The 20,073-nt window shown below is 38.2% G+C and carries 21 protein-coding genes; 4 read left to right on the top strand and 17 right to left on the bottom strand.

What is annotated here, in order from left to right:
• Positions 1 to 25: 25 nt before the first annotated feature.
• Complete coding sequence (locus BN990_RS05670) at positions 26 to 817, bottom strand: SDR family oxidoreductase (RefSeq protein ID WP_038242875.1); 792 nt, start codon at positions 815 to 817, stop codon at positions 26 to 28.
• Positions 818 to 1,558: 741 nt separating this feature from the next.
• Here BN990_RS05670 and BN990_RS05665 point away from each other — a divergent pair.
• Complete coding sequence (locus BN990_RS05665) at positions 1,559 to 2,413, top strand: CvfB family protein (protein ID WP_021289201.1); 855 nt, start codon at positions 1,559 to 1,561, stop codon at positions 2,411 to 2,413.
• 37 nt (positions 2,414 to 2,450) lie between these two features.
• Here BN990_RS05665 and BN990_RS05660 read toward each other — a convergent pair whose 3' ends face one another.
• The 7 genes from BN990_RS05660 to BN990_RS05630 form a co-directional block, all read right to left on the bottom strand.
• The gene (locus tag BN990_RS05660; protein WP_021289202.1) at positions 2,451 to 2,735 is read right to left on the bottom strand and encodes a hypothetical protein; all 285 of its coding nucleotides are present in this window, start codon (positions 2,733 to 2,735) and stop codon (positions 2,451 to 2,453) included.
• Positions 2,736 to 2,928: 193 nt separating this feature from the next.
• Positions 2,929 to 3,879 carry a class II fructose-bisphosphatase gene (gene glpX, locus BN990_RS05655; protein ID WP_021289203.1) on the bottom strand — a complete coding sequence of 317 codons (951 nt, stop codon included), beginning with the start codon at positions 3,877 to 3,879 and terminating at the stop codon, positions 2,929 to 2,931.
• 17 nt (positions 3,880 to 3,896) lie between these two features.
• Entirely contained in the window at positions 3,897 to 4,382 is a 486-nt protein-coding gene (gene rpiB / locus BN990_RS05650) for a ribose 5-phosphate isomerase B (protein ID WP_038242873.1), read from the bottom strand.
• A gap of 187 nt (positions 4,383 to 4,569) precedes the next feature.
• A complete protein-coding gene (gene dhaL / locus BN990_RS05645; protein ID WP_021289205.1) occupies positions 4,570 to 5,226 on the bottom strand; it encodes a dihydroxyacetone kinase subunit DhaL in 657 nt (218 codons plus the stop codon).
• A gap of 23 nt (positions 5,227 to 5,249) precedes the next feature.
• Positions 5,250 to 6,254, bottom strand: a complete 1,005-nt coding sequence (locus tag BN990_RS05640; protein ID WP_021289206.1) for a dihydroxyacetone kinase subunit DhaK — start codon at positions 6,252 to 6,254, stop codon at positions 5,250 to 5,252.
• A gap of 174 nt (positions 6,255 to 6,428) precedes the next feature.
• A complete protein-coding gene (locus BN990_RS05635; RefSeq protein ID WP_021289207.1) occupies positions 6,429 to 7,706 on the bottom strand; it encodes an MFS transporter in 1,278 nt (425 codons plus the stop codon).
• A 30-nt stretch (positions 7,707 to 7,736) separates the two neighbouring features.
• On the bottom strand, positions 7,737 to 8,849 hold the full coding sequence (locus BN990_RS05630; protein ID WP_187370448.1) for an MDR/zinc-dependent alcohol dehydrogenase-like family protein: 1,113 nt from the start codon (positions 8,847 to 8,849) through the stop codon (positions 7,737 to 7,739).
• 265 nt (positions 8,850 to 9,114) lie between these two features.
• On the opposite strand from BN990_RS05630, the gene BN990_RS05625 reads away from it, so the two are divergent.
• Positions 9,115 to 9,894, top strand: a complete 780-nt coding sequence (locus tag BN990_RS05625) for a DeoR/GlpR family DNA-binding transcription regulator (RefSeq protein ID WP_038242871.1) — start codon at positions 9,115 to 9,117, stop codon at positions 9,892 to 9,894.
• 457 nt (positions 9,895 to 10,351) lie between these two features.
• Positions 10,352 to 11,167: an HAD family hydrolase gene (locus tag BN990_RS05620; RefSeq protein ID WP_021289210.1), complete on the top strand. Its 816-nt coding sequence runs from the start codon at positions 10,352 to 10,354 to the stop codon at positions 11,165 to 11,167.
• A 320-nt stretch (positions 11,168 to 11,487) separates the two neighbouring features.
• Here the strand turns inward: BN990_RS05620 and BN990_RS05615 are convergent, their stop codons facing one another.
• From BN990_RS05615 to BN990_RS05590, 6 genes are read right to left on the bottom strand one after another with little or no spacing between them, the layout of a single operon-like run.
• Positions 11,488 to 12,015, bottom strand: a complete 528-nt coding sequence (locus BN990_RS05615) for a chromate transporter (RefSeq protein WP_021289211.1) — start codon at positions 12,013 to 12,015, stop codon at positions 11,488 to 11,490.
• Positions 12,015 to 12,596 carry a chromate transporter gene (locus BN990_RS05610; RefSeq protein WP_021289212.1) on the bottom strand — a complete coding sequence of 194 codons (582 nt, stop codon included), beginning with the start codon at positions 12,594 to 12,596 and terminating at the stop codon, positions 12,015 to 12,017. The genes BN990_RS05615 and BN990_RS05610 overlap by 1 nt, the downstream gene beginning before the upstream one ends.
• 34 nt (positions 12,597 to 12,630) lie before the next feature.
• A complete protein-coding gene (locus tag BN990_RS05605; protein WP_038242869.1) occupies positions 12,631 to 14,244 on the bottom strand; it encodes a gamma-glutamyltransferase family protein in 1,614 nt (537 codons plus the stop codon).
• 24 nt (positions 14,245 to 14,268) lie between these two features.
• Positions 14,269 to 15,774 carry a tripartite tricarboxylate transporter permease gene (locus BN990_RS05600; protein WP_021289214.1) on the bottom strand — a complete coding sequence of 502 codons (1,506 nt, stop codon included), beginning with the start codon at positions 15,772 to 15,774 and terminating at the stop codon, positions 14,269 to 14,271.
• A gap of 15 nt (positions 15,775 to 15,789) precedes the next feature.
• Complete coding sequence (locus tag BN990_RS05595; protein WP_021289215.1) at positions 15,790 to 16,266, bottom strand: tripartite tricarboxylate transporter TctB family protein; 477 nt, start codon at positions 16,264 to 16,266, stop codon at positions 15,790 to 15,792.
• A gap of 11 nt (positions 16,267 to 16,277) precedes the next feature.
• Positions 16,278 to 17,261 carry a tripartite tricarboxylate transporter substrate binding protein gene (locus tag BN990_RS05590; RefSeq protein WP_038242867.1) on the bottom strand — a complete coding sequence of 328 codons (984 nt, stop codon included), beginning with the start codon at positions 17,259 to 17,261 and terminating at the stop codon, positions 16,278 to 16,280.
• Between the two features lie 261 nt (positions 17,262 to 17,522).
• On the opposite strand from BN990_RS05590, the gene BN990_RS05585 reads away from it, so the two are divergent.
• A complete protein-coding gene (locus BN990_RS05585) occupies positions 17,523 to 17,972 on the top strand; it encodes an Lrp/AsnC family transcriptional regulator (protein ID WP_021289217.1) in 450 nt (149 codons plus the stop codon).
• 47 nt (positions 17,973 to 18,019) lie between these two features.
• On the opposite strand, the gene BN990_RS05580 is transcribed toward BN990_RS05585, so the two are convergent.
• The 3 genes from BN990_RS05580 to dhaL (BN990_RS05570) all read right to left on the bottom strand — a co-directional run bounded on the left by BN990_RS05580 (position 18,020) and on the right by dhaL (BN990_RS05570) (position 20,066).
• Positions 18,020 to 18,967: a threonine ammonia-lyase gene (locus BN990_RS05580; RefSeq protein WP_021289218.1), complete on the bottom strand. Its 948-nt coding sequence runs from the start codon at positions 18,965 to 18,967 to the stop codon at positions 18,020 to 18,022.
• Between the two features lie 93 nt (positions 18,968 to 19,060).
• Entirely contained in the window at positions 19,061 to 19,444 is a 384-nt protein-coding gene (gene dhaM / locus BN990_RS05575; protein ID WP_021289219.1) for a dihydroxyacetone kinase phosphoryl donor subunit DhaM, read from the bottom strand.
• Position 19,445: 1 nt separating this feature from the next.
• Positions 19,446 to 20,066: a dihydroxyacetone kinase subunit DhaL gene (gene dhaL, locus BN990_RS05570; protein WP_021289220.1), complete on the bottom strand. Its 621-nt coding sequence runs from the start codon at positions 20,064 to 20,066 to the stop codon at positions 19,446 to 19,448.
• Between the last annotated feature and the right edge of the window lie 7 nt (positions 20,067 to 20,073).

Below are 20,073 nucleotides of genomic sequence, written 5' to 3'. Positions count from 1 at the left end.
CACTGGGTTTCCCTTTCACTCTAAATTATAAGGATTTTATTAACCCGCCATCAACAATTAGTGACTGCCCAGTAATATACGTATTGGAAGCTGAAGCTAAAAACAGGATTGCTTTTGCAAATTCTTCTGGTCTTCCATAACGTTTCATTGGTATTTGGGCCTCTGCTTTGTTCATTACTTCTTCTTCTGATACCCCTAGCTTTCCAGCTTGTTTTCGATTTAAATCAAGAATTCGGTCTGTCTTTACTGAACCAGGCCCCACAGTATTGATTAATATATTGTCCTGGCTTAGTTCCTGAGCCAATGTCTTAGATAATCCGACAATACCTGGACGCATTGTATTTGAAAGCACCAAATTATCTAAGGCTTGCTTAATTGATGACGATGCAACATTGACAATATGACCGGCTTGCTGCTGTTGCATTTGTGGTACTACCGCTCTAATCGTTCGTATAAAACTAAGTAAGTTTAATTCAAAGGCATGATACCAATATTCATCGTTCATTTCTAAAAAACTTCCTGCTGGAGGTCCTCCTGCATTATTAATTAACACATCAATTGTTTTCCGTTGGTCTAAAATAGAGTGAATCATTTGCTTAATCGCTTGAGGATCTTTCATATCACAAACAACATAAGAAACGGAATTATTACCCGTCTTCTGTTTGATCTCTTTCACTGCCTGCTTGAGATTTGTTTCATTACGACTGCTAATATAGACAACTGCTCTCTCTTCAGCAAACGCTGTAGCAATAGCTTTCCCCAAACCTTTACTCCCAGCTGTTACAATGACTGTTTTATCTTGTAACTGCATATCCATGTAATCATCTCCTTCTACATATAAAAACCCGAAATGACTTTCCCTTCATCCATTATAAAGGAAGTATTTCGAGTTAACTATTTAAAAGTTTGAATCTTATCGTTAATTAGAATAAAGAGACGATCCAACCAATTACGACAATTGCTCCAATAATCATTAAAATCGTACGTATCATCTTTCTCATCCTTTCGTTTTATCCGTGTTAGTTGAATACCCCTAATACACCCATAAGAAACATTTCATTTCGTTATCAAACATTAAAACTCCATACCTTCTTGACATTTCAAACAGTATATGAGAATATAATAAGGTTAATAAACCGAAGTAACAGATAAGTGATCTGGCATTCTACAATGTTTTTGAAGATGCTTATTCACACTGGCGCGACTTCGGGGTCGCAAGGACGTAAGAGCAGGCAGGGCTTACGTTGCTTAAGTTAGAGGACATCCAGTGGAACATATACCGCGGTTAAAGTGAAATTCGAAATAAAAATCATCGAAGATGAAACAAAGAGAAATATGGCATGCTGCATATTTCATACAGTTTAATTAATTTTAACATTGGATAATAAGAATTTCCCACCCGATGAACATTTATCGGGAGTAAAAATAAAAGGAGTAAAAGCTTTATCCAGCTTTTACTCTCAATAAAATGAAAAACTTATGTGTTACTTTAAAAACAAAGGGGTACTCTTAAGATGAGTATCCCTTTTCCAATACATATAGAAAGAAGGTAATGTAATTGAAACATTTAATCGGAACTACCCAAACGATGATCGTTGATCGAATTATTGATACAGGCTATGTACTAACATTTGAAATGGATGAAGTTCTTTTGCATTACAATGAAGCAAAGAATGAATTAAGACCGAATCAAGAAGTAAATGTTTTTTTATACATGGACAAAAAAGGAAAGGTTGTTGCCACTTCCTATTTGCCTAATGTCAAGATGGATGAGTACGGTTGGGGACAAGTCAAAAACGTCCTCCCTAATCTTGGTGTTTTTGTTGACATTGGTACGACAAAAGAAATCCTCGTTTCTAAGGATGATCTTCCTTTATTTGAGGAAGTTTGGCCACAAATGGATGATCGTCTTTTTGTCACATTAGGCAAAGACAGGAAAGGACGACTACTAGCAATACCAGCATCAGAAGGGGTAATGGCAAGAATGGTGGAATTAGCACCTGATTCGCTCTTAAATACTACCATACAAGGAACCGTATACCATACAAGCAGAGAAGGGTCTGCAGTTATTACGAATCAAGAATACCGTGGGTTTATTCATCATACCGAGCGAAAAGAGGAACCGCGTTTAGGGGAACAAGTTACTGGCAGAGTAATTGAAGTTAAATCTGACGGCACATTAAATATTTCACTTCGGCCATTAAAACAGCACAGTATGTATGAAGATGCAGAAGTCATTTTACAACACTTAGAAGCCAATAATGGTGTTATTCCGTTTAGTGATAAGAGTGATTCAGATGATATACGAGGAACGTTTCAAATAAGCAAAGCTGCTTTTAAACGAGCCTTGGGTAAGCTAATGAAAGAAGGAAAAGTGGAGCAGAAACAAGGTAATACCTATCTAATTCAGTAATAAACATTAAAAAAGAGCGGATATATTATCCGCTCTTTTATGCTTTCGCATTCGCAAAAGAATCTGTTAAAGCTGTAATAATCAAGCCAATTGCAGCGGCAAATAATGATGCAATACCCCAGCCACCAAAACCAGCTCCCATAATGTCTACCTTGCCAGCCATCGTAGCTAACACTAGAAACACAATTCCTGCTGTAGCAACAACGAAACCAGGGAAGTAGGCAACATAGCTTTTCTTCGATGTTGCTTTAATAAGAACGAAACTAAGCGCAATAAGAATGGCTGCTAAAATTGCTCCAATTGTAAGTACTGGTTGAACCATTGTTTTCACCTCATACAATAAATATATTGCTTAGTATAGTCTACAATTGAACGGGAGTAAAGTCAATTATAGAAATGGATTTTCCGGTTGCGTTTACATAACCTATATGCCGCATTTCTATCTATATATTTTCTCCCTTAGTGTCTACATATGGCAAAGGGTTATACAGGTTCATGTTTCAACCAGTAAGGCACTAGGCTGTCTCAAGAATCTGATGCATACTTTCAATATAGTGTAATTGTTGATCCTTCCCGTTAACTAAAATCGAATGTGTTAAATAGTTTCCATTTCCTGTTTTTATACCATTTAAAAATAGATTGGCTGTTATTCCTGTCGCGGCAAATATGCATTCATCTGTTTGAACCAATTGCGAATGGGATAAGGCTTCATTCGGGTTCGTTATTCCCATTTCCAAACAACGTTCGATCTCTGTCTCATTTCTTGGTATCAGCTTCGCTTGCATCTCACCGCCAAGGCACCTAACTGCAACGGCACCTAATACCCCCTCAGGAGCACCACCAATTCCAAAAAACATATCAATATTTAAATCTTCCATACAAGTAGATGTTGCATAGATTACGTCTCCATCATTGAATAAATGTACATTCGCACCAATATCTCGGATTTCATCAATGTACTCTTGATGTCTAGGACGTTGCTGAATGAATACCGTTAAGTCACTAATCTTTTTATTTTGAGCTTTAGCCACTGCTATCATATTATCTTCCAAAGACGCTTCAATATTAATTTTCCCTTTTGCTCTTGGACCAACTGCTAACTTCTTCATATACATATCTGGTGCGTGAAGCAGCGTACCTTTTGGCGCAGCTGCAATAACAGTAATTGCGTTTGGTTGGCCATTGACCGTCGGGGTAGTTCCTTCAATGGGATCGACAGCAATATCAATTGCTGGACCCCCCCTCCCTGTGCCAACATTTTCTCCGATATACAGCATTGGAGCCTCATCAATCTCCCCTTCACCAATGACGATGGTGCCTTGCATATTCATCGCATTTAATTGTCTTCTCATCGCCGTCGTTGCGGCATCATCAGCAGCAATTTTATCCCCACTACCAACCCAGGGCTTCGATGCAATTGCAGCTAATTCGGTAACTTTTAAGAAATCGAATAATAAAGCTTCCATCAAATGAAACCTCCCATTTAACTACATTGATTACCTGCAGCTGCTTCTTGATAATGATCACGCAAAAATTTATTTTCATTTTCTATAATTTTATCAACTTTTCGTTTTGATCCGTTTGCCCATTCTGCATTTAGATAGGACTCAACCACCTTCTTACCAAGTTCAACACCAATAATTTGAGCGCCCATGGTAAGAATTTGAGCATTATTACTTAATTGAGCTCGTTCTGCTGAATACGTGTCATGAGCAAGCGCTGCCCTTATACCCGGGTATTTATTTGCTGCTATACATACACCAATGCCCGTTCCACATATTAAAATACCACGATCCAAATCCCCCTCACTAATCGCCTTCGAAACATCAAAAGCAACATCTGGATAATCCACTGCATTGCAGGAATGACAACCATAATCAACCACTTCATGCTCTGTACTTGATATGAATTCTTTAATCGCCTCTTTTAATTCAAATCCGTTATGGTCACTGCCAATCCCTATCTTCATGTTGAACATCCTCCCTATTTATTTTTTTCATTTTAAATTAATTTACAACAAAAAACAACTTTAATACTTTCGTTTTTAATCGTTTTTTTTCGTTTAGTTGGATTTGGACGAAAAAAAGAATCAGAAAAAAATCTCTGACCCTATTTTTTTCATTTCCTATTGTTTTCTCTTCTATTCATAATAATGTTTAACTTACTTTTGCTTTTCTTTCTTCAATAAAACTTAAGAAGGTCGCAAGTATGAAGTATACAGAAGTTGCCCCTGGATCTTGTGCACCAACAGAACGTTCACCTAAGCGACTTGAACGTCCTTTCTTTGAGATAAGCTTTTTCGTTGACTCCATCCCCTTTTTTGCATCGTTAACCGCAATTTGAAAAGCGGTCAGGAAATCTTGCGTGTCTGCAAATTGGGATGTCAATGATTCGGCAAATGGTTCCAGCGTATCCACCATTGTCTTATCGCCTACTTCTGCTTGCCCTCGCTCTTTAATTCCATTTGCAAAAGCTACCCAATATGCTGTTAGATCATTATCATGTAGTGTATTTTTATTTTTCAACGTTTTTGCCCCTCGCATAAAGCCGGTTGCATACAGCGGTCCGACAGATGATCCAACCGCACTTAAAAATGTCTTCCCAACAACAAGACTTATTTTCGCAGGGTCTTCTTCGTCAACCAACTCATTTACGAGCTTTTCATTTACAGCTTGCCAGCCAATAGACATCGTAACACCATGATCTCCGTCACCAATTTTACGATCAAGTTCACATAAATAATCCTTTTCTTCTTCAACCATATTTACAATTAAGTGGAAATAATCCTTTAAATCTCTAGATGTTAGCTCCATTATTTGATCCTCCTATTAGGATTTTATTTTTGAACAAACATTGGACAATTCACAGGATGATCAATCGTCTGTTTTAATTCCTCATCTAGCTTCATTACCGTAACTGAACATCCACCCATCTCTAAAGATGTAATATAATCCCCGACATAGGAACGATATACGACGATCCCGCGTTCAGCTAGTAATTGTTCAACTCTTCGATAAATGAGATATAATTCCATTCGTGGTGTGGAACCTAAACCATTTACTAAAACAGCTACTTGTTCCCCTTGATTAATTGGCATATCTTCCAATATATCTTTCACTAAACGCTCGGCAACATGATCAGCGGTTTCTAATGGCCCTTTTTCTATACCAGGTTCTCCATGATGACCCAATCCAATCTCCATCTCATTTTCACCTAATTCAAAACTGGGCTCTCCTGTTTGTGGTAAAGAGCATGGAGACAATCCTACTCCCATAGAACGCGTATTAGCATTTGCTTTTTCTGCCACTCGGATGACATTTTCTAAATCATAGCCAAATTCAGCTGCTGCACCAGCAGCTTTAAAGATAAACAGCTCTCCAGCAATTCCACGACGTTTCTCCTGCTCTTCTTTGGGAGCAGATGCTACGTCATCCGTAGCCAATGCTGCTTGCACTTGAATCTCCTCTTCTAGATCAGCCATTTCAGCCGCCATACCAAAATTCATTACATCACCTGCGTAATTCCCATATAAGTAAGCAACTCCTGCACCCTTATCAATTGCTTTTGTTACTTCTAAAATAGGATCTGGTGAGGGTGATGCAAAAATATTACCAACTGCTACACCATCTGCCATCCCTTCTCCAACATAACCCATAAAGCCTGGCTCATGCCCGGATCCGCCACCAATAAGGATACCAACTTTATCATCTCTTGTTTCCCTTACTGTGACGAGTGAACGTTGGTTTTCAGGTAATTGTTTGATATAATCCGGATGTGCTTTTACATATCCTTCTAGCATCTCTTCTACCACATTCGTTGGGTTATTTAACAGTTTCTTCATCGATGCACACCTCTCATTTAAATAGTTATAATTAAACGTGCAAATACTTCGCTATTATACTTTTCTATTTTTATGAAAAATCAATAATTTTACTATCTATAAGTTTATCATAATTGGTTTATATCCTGTATGGAGAGGTCAAATTTGGGCTCTCCATACAATACTATTATTCCATTACACAACAGAGTGTGCTTCCTCTTTATCTGAACCTTCCAATTGATCTTCTGGTAATTTCAAGAATTTAGTTGAAAATGCTGCCACAAAGTATAATGCAGCTAGTAACCACATTAATCCTTGTGTACCAATCAAGTCATAGAATAAAGTAACTAGAGCTGGACCAACAAACACGCATAATCCTGCCCCTAAATTCAAAATGGACATTGCCGCACCTTTATCCCCATCACCAACTAGAGAAGGAGTTAAAGCAGATAATGGGACAAAGCCAGCTAGACAAGCTCCCCATAACATACCAATTGTCCCAATTAAGAAAACGTTACCTGTAAATACCTGTGGTACGTAAAACATTAATAGCGTAAAGAACCCACAGCCAACAGCTCCAAACCACATAACCGTATTTCTCCAGCCTAATTTGTCGCCAACATAACCAAATATCAAGTTAAAAGCAATATTTGAAATAAAGATCGTTCCCCAAATATTTAACCATACCGTCGTTTCTATCCCTTGATCAGCTAAATAAATAGGTAAGAACAGTGGAAAAGCGTATTGAGAGGCTTGGTTAACAATCCTAACACAGCCAGCAATTGCCACTTTTGGTTCTCTTTTTAAAATGGTTATTCCGTTGATTAGCTCTTTAAATTTACTATCCGCACTATTCTTTTCTTCCAATTCAAATTTATCCCGGTTAACGATCAGTGCAAAGAACGCTCCTACCAGCACCCAAAACACTGCTGTCCACATCGTAGGAATATGTCCAATTGTATTAATTGCAAAACTAGAATAATAAGCACCTAACACACTTAGTCCACCAGTAAATACAAACCAGAACCAACCTACAGCTGTGCCTAATTGATGCTGTGGTGTTCGGTATGTTATCCAAACGAGAAACGCATATGCAAATAATGGATATCCAAACCCACGAATGGCATAGGTAGGTATCATTAATCCGTAATTAAGGTTTGGTATCGCTAAGCCAACAAATAGCACATGGCCAATTAAGTATAAGACTAACCCCGCTGTCATAGTCTTCCGTGGTCCAAATGCTTCTACTAAAACCCCAGATAACCAGGCAGCAATTGCGATTGTAACACCATAAGAAGTGGTAAGAAATGCAGCTTGCTGCACGGAAAGACCTTGGTCAACTAAATATGGACTAATCCAAGCTAATTCTAGTCCATCACCCATCATAAAGATAAGTACCCCAAAGTATCCCCACGCTAAGTTAGCAGGGATACCAATCTTATCTAAAAATGTTTGGTTATTTAAATTTGGCATAACTTTCTCCCCCCTTTTGTCATGGAATCATTAAGGTTTTAATATAATCTTTAACGATTGCTCACCTTTCTTCATTAGTTCAAACCCTTCTTCAAACGCTTCTAAAGGTAATTGATGTGTTACAACACCACTAGTTGGAAAGTCTCCATTTGAAATTCCTTCAATGACAAGTGGATAACAATACGGTCCAAGATGTGACCCTAATAAATCAAGCTCTTTTCGGTCACTTATAATACTCCAGTCAACGGATACCGGTTCTCCAAACACACTGAACTCTACAAATCTACCAAGCTTACGAATCGCATGAAGTCCTTGTTCCACTGACTTAGGATGCCCAGTCGCTTCAATATAGATATCACATCCATACCCCTCGGTCATCTCTTTAATTGCTTTCACGACATCTGTTTTACTAGGATTCAATACGACATCTGCCCCAAATTGTTTTGCTAATTCAAGCCGATCTTCTTTCATATCTAAAACAACTAATTTTTTCGGACCAGCCTTCTTTATTGCTCCTACCATCCCAAGCCCTAACGTACCTGCACCTGATAATACAACGATATCCCCTAATTGCACTTGAGCCCGTTGAACAGCATGGAGACTACAAGCATATGGTTCAATCAAAATCGCATCTTCAATTGGTACATCTTCAGGTACTTTATAATTAATAGCTTCTTTCGTAAACTTCATGTATTCAGCCATACCACCGTTTACATTATTCTGAAATCCGTATAAATCATGTTTCTCACACATCCAATATTGACCACGGTTACAGAAACGGCACTCCCAGCATGGGACAATTTGCTCTGATATCACACGATCACCAATGTTAAAGTCGGTTACTGCATCTCCTTTTTGGACAACATGCCCAATAAATTCATGCCCTGGTATCATCGGTGCTTTTATATAAGCTGGTTGTGTTTCATCACCCCAAAAACTAGGTGCACCGTCATATGCTTTGATATCACCAGCACATATTCCGCAAGCTTCCACCTTGATGATAACTTCTTTGTCATTTTCTAATTTTGGTGTTTCCACTTGCTCCTCAAATTTATAATTTTTTGGGCTATATGCAACAATAGCCTTCATATGTTCAGGTATTTCTTGCTGTTTCACAGCATGTTTCTCCACTGCTTTTTCCATACTTCCATCTCCCTTTAAATCAAATTTTTGGAGTATAAGACATCATTGGAATGATTGAAAACTTTGAAATCGTTTTCAATCTCTAGTTCTATGTTATCATTCATTTTCACATTGTCAATATTATTTTTTGATTTTTTTCGATTTCAATTATTTTGTTTAATTTATATTAAAAACGACAGAAAACAAAAACATAATTGAATTTATATTGATAAATGCAGTGAAATACAATAAGATGAAGGTAGAATAAATATAAGGGTGAAACTTCATGAAAATGTTTGCTAGTGAGCGAAGAAGTAAAATTATTGATCTTCTTCATGAAAGGAAGCGAATTACAGTTAAAGAAATCGCTTCCCAAATCGGGGTATCTGAGGCAACGTTACGAACAGACTTGAATAAAATGGAGAACGATGGGTTGTTAACAAGAACGCATGGTGGGGCAGTAATTAATGAAGATAAAGAAAATGATACAAGCTTTAATGTAAGACAAAAAAAGAATAAAAAAGAGAAAATACAAATTTCAAAAAGAGCACTAGATTTAATAGAAGAAAAACAATGTATCTTACTTGATGCAAGTTCTACCGCTCTGGAATTGGCTCGATTATTAAATTCCACCTCGTTACGGTTAACTGTTGTCACAAGCGGCCTGCAAACAGCGATCGAGTTAAAAGATAATCCGGATATCACTGTGATATTAATTGGTGGTGTCGTTACCAAAAAATCAACATCAATTGAAGGTACTTTAGGAATTGATATTCTTGATTATGTAAATATTGATATTATGTTTACGTCTGCAAATGGATTTTCCTTGGAAAACGGACTAGAGGACTTTAACTTATATGAAGTTCAAATTAAAAAAGAGATCGTAAAACGTGCCTCCAAGGTAATAGCATTGGTCGATTCTTCTAAGATTGGTAAATCATCCAGTGCTGTATTTGCCAAATTTGGTCAAATTGACCGGTTAATCACAGATCAACCAATTGAGTCGCCATTTCTAAACAAGTTAGACGCACATCATATTGATACTATTATTACGAATGAGACTTGAATAGTGGGATAACAAAGCCCACTACTTTTTTGATGAATATTATCTGATTATTTAAAAACTCTCTAACCGATAGTGCTATTTAAAAATTGGTATTCCTTTCTGATATTGATTTCTGCTTCAACGGTCACTTCCAAAAAGGAATGATTTCTCTATGAATTTAAACACACCTTTTTAATTACTTAAAGAGGATTTACATGGAATACAATTTAGAGTAGGACAAATCCCTTGCTTATGAATGAGCGCCAGTTCACATCAATATAAATACAATCTCACCTATTGTTATTCTTACAGAGTTAGAAAAAAAGGGATGGACAGGGGAAAAAGCGAAAAAAGAAATAGAATTTAATTACAGGAGAACAAATTGTCATGGATGGTGGCGTTACCATTAAATAAGCTTCTCCCATTTCATACGAATTGACAAATGCTTTTCGTATTTGAATAATAGAAGGAACAAGCAATGATTAAACAAGCAAAGGAGAAGTCCATGAACTATAAAATTCTATTCCTCGATATTGATGGTACCATCTTAAAGCCAGACCATACATATACACCCTCTACAAAAGAGGCAATTAAGCAAGTACAACAACAAGGGTTACTTGTGTTTCTATGCACAGGAAGACCACTTCATGAAGTCAATGATTTAGCGCATGAATTGGGAGTTGATGCATACATTGGTTATAATGGCTCCTATGCCGTGTATCAAGATACACCGCTTGTCAATGAACCGATGAAACGTAATACTTTAGAGGAATTTCTATCAATTGCCAGCAAGCATCAACATGAACTTGTATGTTATACAACGAAAAAAAATTATTTTACTTCCTTATCCAGTCCAGCTACCAAAGACTTCATAGAAGTTTTTCAGCTAAAACAAAATGAAAAACTCACAGATGATTCACTTGACCATATTCTCGGGGCTTCCATAATGAATGTCAGCCCTGAACAAGTGCAATGGTATGAAGCGATTGAGGAAGATATTCACTTATCTGGAGTCAATGTAAATGGAGTTTCTAACTGTTATGATATTATTCGCGACAGCGTAAATAAAGGAGAAACTGTGAAGAAAGTGCTTGATCACCTTCAGCTATACAAAGAACAAGCGATTGCTTTCGGAGATGGGATGAACGATAAAGAAATGCTGCAAACAGTTGGTGAAGGATTCATTATGGAAAATGGCGATCCTCAACTTTTCCCATATGCCAAACATCAAACGACTTCTGTTGATAATTCAGGTATCTTTAATGGCCTGAAAAAGCTAGGGTTAGTGAAATAAAAAGAGAAAGGTTAGCTAAAGAGCTAACCTTTCAGGCTGTCGAGAACGTATTTGACAGTCTTTTCTAATGGGTGCTAATGTCGTCACCCCCTTCCCCTGGGCAATACGTAAGCCACCGTTCTGTGGGACGAAAACTACGAGACTCCTGTAGAATAACGAGCGAGCCAAGACCCCGCAGCGTGAGTTTCGCGAGGAGACTTGGGCGTTCGCCCACGGAAAGCGAGTGGTTTTCTCCCCGGCGAGACTAAAAAAAGCTTGCAAAAAAACATCTGATTTCACTACAAGCTCTGAAAGGTTAGCTATGAAGCTAACCTTTCTATTTACAAGAAAAACCCGCCATAAATAAGTGCCCCACCGATGACAAATGCTGGGTGTAATTTTACCCGTTCAATTAACAAATAACTAACCACTGTTAGAATGACTGTCTGCCATAAGCCGATACCTTCATAGGATTCACTAAAGAAGCGCCAAGCCATTACTCCTAATAAAATACCAATAACCGGCCGTATATAGAGCGTCATTCGCTTTACTTTCGGTGAGTTTTTATATTTATAAAGTATTCCTAATAAGACAATAATTAATAGTAGGGACGGGGCAACAGTAGCAAAAACACCTATGGCAGCACCCGGAATCCCCGCAACATCATAACCAATGTAACCAGCCATCTTTGTAGCGATTGGTCCTGGCAGTGAATTTCCCAGTGCAAGCACTTCACTGAATTCCTGAACATTCATCCAGCCGTAGCGTGTAACCACTTCATTTTCTACCAGAGGAATAGAAGCCGGCCCACCGCCGTAGCCTAAAATTCCTGGTATGAAAAAGGCCAGAAATATTTCCCAGTAGATCATTAAGAATCACCTTCCCTTTCGGTGACTGCCGTATCTTGCTCAGGATTTTTATCTTTTTTAATAAGCGCTAAGATTAATAATGTTGCTATGATAATTCCTGGATGTATTTGCAGAAATTGCAGCAAAATGAACACAACTAGCAACAAGATACCTGTTTGTACCCATCCCATCCCTTTTCCTGCTTTTTGGACGAATTGCCAAGTTAACGTAGCAAGCATAACTGCAACAACAGGTATTACCGCTGCCGTCATTCCTTGTACCCAGTCATATTCTTTAATAGATGACAAGGAAGATAATAAAATAATCATAAGGACAACCGTTGGAAAAATCGTTGCTAAAACAGCATTGATCATTCCCCATATACCAGATACACGATACCCAATATAACCAGCAAGTTTTGTAGCAATTGGTCCTGGCAATGTATTGCCTAATGCTAATAAATCACCAAATTCCTCTTCACTCATCCATTTGTATTTATCGACTACTTCTTTGTGAACCAGCGGTATGGAACTGGGTCCACCACCATATCCCAACATACCAACCCGAAAGAACGCAATAAAGATATTCCAATGTGTTTTCATATGTCACGTACCTCTTCTAAGTTGTTATTTTTATTTACCAAGCCGCTACCGTGCCATCTGTACGAGATTCTGTTCCTCCAACGAGGACACCTGTATCAGGATCCCTCCAAATAACCTGCCCTCTTCCAAAGCTATTCGGTTCTAATTGGATGCGAATATCATGTCCTTTTTTGGCTAAATCCATTGCGATATGATGTGGGAAACGGTGTTCTACTTCCACTTGTTTATCTTTCATCCACTGCCAACGAGGTGCATCTAATGCTGCTTGTGGGTTTAAATGAAAATCAATCGTATTCATGATGACTTGCACATGTCCTTGCGGCTGCATAAAACCACCCATAACTCCAAATGGGCCAATCGGTTGCGTATCTTTCGTTAAAAATCCAGGAATAATGGTATGATACGTTCGTTTATTTCCTGCTAATACATTGACATGATTCGGATCCAAAGAGAAATTATGACCACGATTCTGCAACGCAATACCAGTTCCCGGTACTACAAGACCAGATCCAAATCCCATATAATTACTTTGGATAAATGAAACCATATTCCCCTCATTATCTGCAGTAGCTAAATAGACGGTACCGCTTAATGAAGGTTCACCCGCTTCTGGCTGCATGGCTGCATCACCAATCAAGCTTCTTCGGTCATTTCCATAAGTTTCACTTAGCAATTCTTCTGCTGAACGTTTCATATACCTTTCCTCTGTTACATGTTCTTGCCCGTCAGAAAATGCCAATTTAATCGCTTCGATTTGTTTATGGTATGTATCTACTGAATCTTTGGCTGTGAAATGAAAACCTTTTAAAATAGTTAAAGCTTGTAAAGCAACAATTCCTTGGCCATTAGGTGGAATTTCCCATACGTCATAACCATGATAGTTGACTTTGATCGGACTCACCCAATCCGGCTGATAGGATGCTAAATCATCCAGATCTAAAAATCCACCATTTGCCTGGGAGAAGTTACTTATTTTCTCAGCCAATTCTCCACGATAGAAAGATTCTGCACCTGTTTCTGCGATTTCCTGCAATGTCTTTGCATGATTAGGCGAGCTCCAAATTTCTCCAGGTTCCGGTGCACGATCATTTGGTGCAAACGTTTGAAACCACTCACGGAACATATCATCTGTTAATTGCGCTTTAAACACATCGTAAGCCTTCTTCCAGAACTTGCTTAATGTTGGTGACACAGGAAATCCATCTTGTGCATAGAGAATGGCAGGCTTTAGCACCTCTTGTAAAGGAAGTTTTCCAAATTGCTTCGAGAGTTCTGCCCAAGCTCCTGGTGCACCTGGGACCGTAACTGGAATCCAGCCATATTTTGGAATTGCTTGATGTCCAGCTTCTTTTACTGCATCGATTGATATTGCTTTTGGAGATCTACCACTAGCATTTAAGCCATGTAGATTTCCCTTCGTCCACACCAAAGCAAATGCGTCCCCACCTATTCCATTTGAAGTAGGTTCTACAACTGTTAAACAAGCTGCTGTTGCAATGGCGGCATCAATTGCATTACCTCCTTGTTTCAAAATAGCAAGACCTGCTTGTGAAGCAAGTGGCTGAGATGTTGCAACCATACCGTTTTTCGCATATGTTGCTTGCCTTGGAGCAGCATATGGGTACGTCTGTGAATTAAAAAATTCCATGTAAGTCATACTCCCCTTCTCTTATCATTGACCGAGTGAATCTTCTCCTGTTTTCTTTCTGTTTTTCATATTATTATAAATTCCATATCCCATTGAAATAATAGAAAGCACAATTAATACTGCAGATAGTGGGCGTGTCAAAAATAAAGATAAATCAGCACTTACAGATATAGCCTGTCGTAAATTTTCTTCAATCATCGGGCCTAATATAATACCTAAAATAAACGGGGCTAGCGGGAACTTATTGGCTTTCATCCAAAATCCGATTATCCCAAAAAACAATAGAACCCAAACATCAAAGATTCGATTGTTTACTGCATAGCTACCTAAGACACATAATAGTAAAACAATGGGAACTAATAGGTGATGCGGTATTTGATTAATTTTCATAAATGCTTTGATTCCAAAACTTTGTACAACCAACATTAAAATGGCTGCTAAGAAAAACGAAATAAATATTCCATATACCAAGACTGGTTGATTCTGCATTAATAATGGTCCTGGTTGAATTCCATGTATCAATAAGGCACCTAACATCATTGCTGTGACCGCATCTCCCGGAATTCCAAATGATAGCATTGGAACAAGTGAACCACCGATAGATGAATTATTTGCAGATTCAGCAGCAATTAAGCCATCTTTGTTCCCTTTTCCAAACTCATGCGACTGCTTTGAAAACTTTTTAGCAATATCATAACTTAATATATTAGCAATACTACCACCTGCAGCAGGCAGAATACCTACCAATGTACCAACAAGACTCGAACGCACAACATTAACTCCAGATTTCCATAAATCGCGTATTGTTTTAAAAATGGGATAAGAAATCGGTGCAGTACTGTCTAATGTTAATTGATTCGGTGGTTTCCGGATATCGTCCATTAACTGAGAAAAGGCAAATATCCCTATTAGTACCGGTAAGAAGTTAAAACCTGCCATCAGTTCTGTAAACCCAAATGTAAAGCGCGATACTGCAGTAAGCGGGTCAGAGCCAACCAGGGCAAACATAATACCTAAGCTTCCTGAAATTAATCCCTTTAACATCGACCCTTCACTTAAACTAGCTATAGCACTGATTCCAAATAACATTAATGCAAACATTTCCCATGGGCCAAATTCTAATGCCCACTCTGCTAATATCGGTGCAGTAAAAATCAAGATGATTCCAGAAATAATGGAGCCTATAAAGGAAGACCATAAACCAATGGCTAGTGCTTTACCTGGCTGACCGTTTTTAACCATCGGATATCCATCAAACGTTGTTGCCATCGCGGATGGTGTCCCCGGAATTCCTAATAAACAGGCGGTTATTAAGCCTCCTGAACTGCCACCAACCTGTACCCCCATCATCAGCGCAATCCCATTCACTGGTTCCATTCCAAAGCTAAACGGTAACGTCAAAGCTACCCCCATCGTTATAGTGAACCCAGGTATACTCCCTACTATAATACCAGCAATGACCCCAATGAATAAAATAAGGATGGTTTTTACATTTAAAATTGCTTCAAAACTTAATAGTATTGATTCCATTTACACGATGCTCCTTTAAAAGAACATTCCAGGAGGTAGAAACACGGATAATGCCTGTTGAAATATTACATATAACAGCAAAATTAACCCGATCATCCCTAAAATGACTAATCCTAATTTATTTTTAGTTGGTGCAAGTACTATGTATAAACTGATCAGGAATAATACAGATGCAATAAAATATCCAATATATGGCAAAAGAAAAACATAGCCTGCAAATAATCCGAAGGTTGCCACCACTTTTTTATTCCGTTTAATCACTTTACGAATAGCTACTTTCTCCATTCTTTTTTCTTTTGTCATACGATACATGCTTATAATCAGCAAACAAATACTTAAAATCGCTAATACAGAAATAACGATCGTTGGGAAAAAGTCTGCTTCTGTTTTCCCAAGACCTTGAATGGGTATTTGTGTTGACCCGAAATAGGCAAACCCACTAAATGCTAACAAGATAATCGCGTTTATAAAATCACGTTTAGCATTTGCCAATGCACAACCTCCTATTTATCTAGTAATCCACTTTTTTCTAGTGAACCTTTCATATCTTCTTCACTTTTTTTTAAGAATTCAATATATGCTTCTGTACCTTTAAAGTTAACCTCCGTACCTAATGAAGCTATTTTTTCTTTAAATGACGGACTATTTGCAACTTTCTCCAATGCTTCATTTAATTTTGAAACAATTGCTTCTGGTGTATCTTTCGGTACAACAATTCCCCTGTTCGCTGCGTTTATTACATCAATTCCTTGTTCCTTTAATGTAGGAACTTCTGGCAGTTCTGGACTTCGCTCCTCCCCTGTATAGCCTAATAATTTCATTCGTTCATCTTCCATATAATCTTTTCCTGCTGCGATCGAAACGCTTCCTAAACTGACATCATTAGCAACAACTGCTTTCATTCGTTTTGCCGTACCATCATACCCGACAATATTAAATTGAATATCTGCTGCAGTTTGAATTAGCGCTGGTTCTAGTTGTGATGTAGAGCCAATAGATGCTGCATAGGTAATCTCTCCAGGTTTTGCTTTCGCATCTTGGACAACGTCTTCCATTGAATCCCAGGGGTTAGATGGATTAGTTGCAACAAGCTGATATGTAGAAGTCATTAAAGAAACAGGCTCAAAATCAAAGTATCCAAAATCAGATTGTCCGGTTAATTGCGACATCGCTACCGAATCATGGATGGCAAGTAAGGTATATCCATCATTGTTTGCTTGCATTGCTTGTTGTGCCCCAATCACACCACTTCCACCAGCAACATTTTTTACAACAACACTTTGGCCAAGTTCCTTTTCTAATTCTTCAGCGACGATGCGATTAATTGCATCTGTATCCCCACCAGCATCCCAAGGCACGACGAGTTGAATATCCTTTGAAGGATAATTTGCAGCTGCTTCTTCTCCACTTCCGCTACTTGGGGAACTACATGCAGTTAATAGAAATAAACCAACTAGAGCGATTATACAAGTCAAACGACTGTACATTTTATTTCCTCCTTTTATTTTTCAGTAATTTCATACTTTTGTTAAATTAGTTAATATAATAATAAACAATTATACAGCTGTCAATATATTTTTCTGACATAAATAAACCTAAATAAAAATTATTCTTCCTATTGAAATTGTAAAGGGATATTTTTCTTACTTTATGTTGCTGTTTACATTTTCAGTATCATCTAGTTTTTCTTACCAAGATATTCTGGTAAACTAGATTTAGCTTGAAAATAAATGTAGGAGCCGAAAACGATGAAACTTGATAACATTGATAAGAAGCTGTTAGAAGAACTTGCTGAAGACGGCCGTTTATCCTATGTCGAACTGGCAGAAAAAGTTGGTTTGTCTCGTGTGGCTGTAAAAGATCGCATTCAAAATTTAAAGGAAAAAGGTGTCATTGAGAAGTTTACGGTTGTTATCAACTCAGAGAAATTCGGAAAACAAGTATCTGCTTTTTTCGAAGTAGATGTAGAACCGATGCAGTTGCAGGAAGTTGCTCAGAACCTGGCTGATCACCCCCAAGTTGCTAGTATCTACCAAATGACTGGTCCAAGTACCCTGCATATGCATGTCCTGGTAGAGGATTTTCAGAAATTAGAAGTTTTTATAAATGAGGAGTTATACTCAGTAGAAGGAATTACTCGAGTTGAAAGCTCCATTATTCTGAAACGCTTTAAGAGTCGAACTGGATTTAAGCTATAAAATAAGCACGTAATGAATGATTTATATTCATTACGTGCTTATTTAACTTATTGAATCATGGTTTCAATTAGACGAATATCAACATTTCCTCCTGACAGTACACAAACAACATTTTTGTTATGGACTGAGATTTTATTGAACATCGCTGCAGCTACCGTAACAGCACTAGAAGGCTCAATCAGCTGTTTCATTCTCTCTAATACTAGCGAAAGCGCCGCTTTTATCTCCGGCTCACGAACTAACACAACATCATCAATATAATGTTGAACGATGGGAAATGTTACATGGCCAGGATGGGTTGTCCGAAGCCCATCTGCAATAGTCCTGGTTGGGGGGATACTAGTAATTTGTCCAGATTGCAAGGAAAGAAATGTATCTTGGGCTGTGTCCGGTTCTACGCCGATGATTTTAATTGACGGCTTCTTTTCCTTTATTGCTGTTAATATGCCGGAGATTAATCCACCACCACCTATTGGTACAACAACGACATCAACGTCCTCTAATTGTTCCAGGATTTCAAATCCAACGGTCCCTTGACCTGCAATTATCAATGGATCATCATATGGTGGAATGACTACTCCTTGGTTTTCTTTTGCTAATGCTTCAGCCCTTGGTAAGCGATCAGCTGATGTATAGCCACATTTTTCAATACTTCCATGGTAAGCCTTAATCGCATTCAATTTGCTTTGGTTTGCATCTTCTGGCACAACAATTGTAGCTGGAATTCCTAGTTGATTTGCAATATAGGCAACTGCTTGCCCATGATTACCTGAAGATGCAGCCGTAACAAGGGAAGCTCCATCCTTCACTGCTTGTTTGACCTTGTTTGTTGCTCCTCTAATTTTAAATGACCCAGTCTGTTGTAGATGTTCCGCCTTAAAGAACATATGATTACCAAATAACTTTGACAGCTGCGTCGAACGTAAAATCGGTGTAGAATTTATCGTATCGGCAATGGTATGTCGTGCAATTTTTATCGCTTCGAATGTGACCATCAACTTCCTCCATATCCAGTTATAATAAATGTCCAACTTTGCATCTCAATTTTTTTAAATATCCTCGGCAATTAACTGCCGAGGATCCATCTTTTACTGCTTTTTTCCAAACGATCTTGTAACAGATTGATAAACTTCATCGAGGTTTTTTTCCATACCCGCTTCCACAGCAGCTACATACGATCCTTCCACAATTGGCGCCTCAATTAATTTCAGATCATCACGACCTGTTATCTCAATCGCCATTTCTGCATTCATTTTCGCACTACCGATATCGTAAAACAGTAAAACTCCTTCACCTTGGTTGGCTTGTTCAATGGCAGCGTTGATTTTTTCAATACTTGTCCCGATCTCACCTTCGTCCGTTCCACCTGCTGTTTCAATTGGAACCTCCTTCATCACTTGACGAATGAGTTCTTTTGTTCCTTCGGCAATGTGGGAACTATGTGAGATGAGTACAATACCTACGAACGCCATATTAGTTGTCTCCTTTCCAAACATCAGCTAAAGCTTCAAATAGATAAAAAGTAGAGACAGCACCCGGATCTAGATGACCAACTGATTTTTCTTTAAAATAGGCTGCCCTGCCTTTGGTTGCCTCTAATTCTTTTACACTTTCTAATGCGGCTTGGGCTGCCTCCATCATATCTTCTGGACGAAAGTCACTTGCTTGTTGGAATGCTTCAGATATGGGCGACCACATGTCAATCATTGTTTTTTCACCCTCTGTGGCTTTCCCTCTTTGCTTTATGCCATTAACAGCTTCGGTTAAAGCTTTAGCAAATAAGTCTCTTTCGACAGTGCCTGCCCCTTTGACTGCTGTAGAGATCTTTAAAAAAGCAGTACCGTACAATGGCCCTGAAGCACCACCTACTTTTGACATTAACGTCATTGCAACATCCTTCAGTACAGCAGAAACCTCATTATATTCGGTATCATTTAATTTATTGACTACTTCTTGAAACCCTCTTGCCATATTAATTCCATGATCTCCATCACCAATAGGCTGGTCAAGTGTGGTTAATTCATCTTTTTTTGCTTGCATTTTCTCATTTGTTTGTTCCATCCATTCTACAGTTTTTAAAACATCTAATTCCATTTTATCC

Source organism: Virgibacillus salexigens (assembly GCF_000723585.1).
GTDB lineage: Bacteria > Bacillota > Bacilli > Bacillales > Amphibacillaceae > Virgibacillus > Virgibacillus salexigens.
The sequence above is the reverse complement of the archived record's forward strand: the minus strand, read 5'-3'. Positions and strand labels throughout refer to the sequence as shown.

Bases quoted from the DNA above. Each gene is read 5' to 3' on its own strand.
- BN990_RS05605 (WP_038242869.1), bottom strand. From the start codon at position 14,244: ATGGAATTTTTTAATTCACAGACGTACCCATATGCTGCTCCAAGGCAA.
- dhaL (WP_021289220.1), bottom strand. From the start codon at position 20,066: ATGGAATTAGATGTTTTAAAAACTGTAGAATGGATGGAACAAACAAAT.
- BN990_RS05610 (WP_021289212.1), bottom strand. From the start codon at position 12,596: ATGAAAACACATTGGAATATCTTTATTGCGTTCTTTCGGGTTGGTATG.
- BN990_RS05590 (WP_038242867.1), bottom strand. From the start codon at position 17,261: ATGTACAGTCGTTTGACTTGTATAATCGCTCTAGTTGGTTTATTTCTA.
- BN990_RS05580 (WP_021289218.1), bottom strand. From the start codon at position 18,967: ATGGTCACATTCGAAGCGATAAAAATTGCACGACATACCATTGCCGAT.
- BN990_RS05600 (WP_021289214.1), bottom strand. From the start codon at position 15,774: ATGGAATCAATACTATTAAGTTTTGAAGCAATTTTAAATGTAAAAACC.
- BN990_RS05620 (WP_021289210.1), top strand. From the start codon at position 10,352: ATGATTAAACAAGCAAAGGAGAAGTCCATGAACTATAAAATTCTATTC.
- BN990_RS05630 (WP_187370448.1), bottom strand. From the start codon at position 8,849: ATGGAAAAAGCAGTGGAGAAACATGCTGTGAAACAGCAAGAAATACCT.
- BN990_RS05615 (WP_021289211.1), bottom strand. From the start codon at position 12,015: ATGATCTACTGGGAAATATTTCTGGCCTTTTTCATACCAGGAATTTTA.
- BN990_RS05670 (WP_038242875.1), bottom strand. From the start codon at position 817: ATGGATATGCAGTTACAAGATAAAACAGTCATTGTAACAGCTGGGAGT.
- BN990_RS05640 (WP_021289206.1), bottom strand. From the start codon at position 6,254: ATGAAGAAACTGTTAAATAACCCAACGAATGTGGTAGAAGAGATGCTA.
- BN990_RS05585 (WP_021289217.1), top strand. From the start codon at position 17,523: ATGAAACTTGATAACATTGATAAGAAGCTGTTAGAAGAACTTGCTGAA.
- rpiB (WP_038242873.1), bottom strand. From the start codon at position 4,382: ATGAAGATAGGGATTGGCAGTGACCATAACGGATTTGAATTAAAAGAG.
- BN990_RS05635 (WP_021289207.1), bottom strand. From the start codon at position 7,706: ATGCCAAATTTAAATAACCAAACATTTTTAGATAAGATTGGTATCCCT.
- dhaM (WP_021289219.1), bottom strand. From the start codon at position 19,444: ATGGCGTTCGTAGGTATTGTACTCATCTCACATAGTTCCCACATTGCC.
- dhaL (WP_021289205.1), bottom strand. From the start codon at position 5,226: ATGGAGCTAACATCTAGAGATTTAAAGGATTATTTCCACTTAATTGTA.
- BN990_RS05660 (WP_021289202.1), bottom strand. From the start codon at position 2,735: ATGGTTCAACCAGTACTTACAATTGGAGCAATTTTAGCAGCCATTCTT.
- BN990_RS05625 (WP_038242871.1), top strand. From the start codon at position 9,115: ATGAAAATGTTTGCTAGTGAGCGAAGAAGTAAAATTATTGATCTTCTT.
- glpX (WP_021289203.1), bottom strand. From the start codon at position 3,879: ATGGAAGCTTTATTATTCGATTTCTTAAAAGTTACCGAATTAGCTGCA.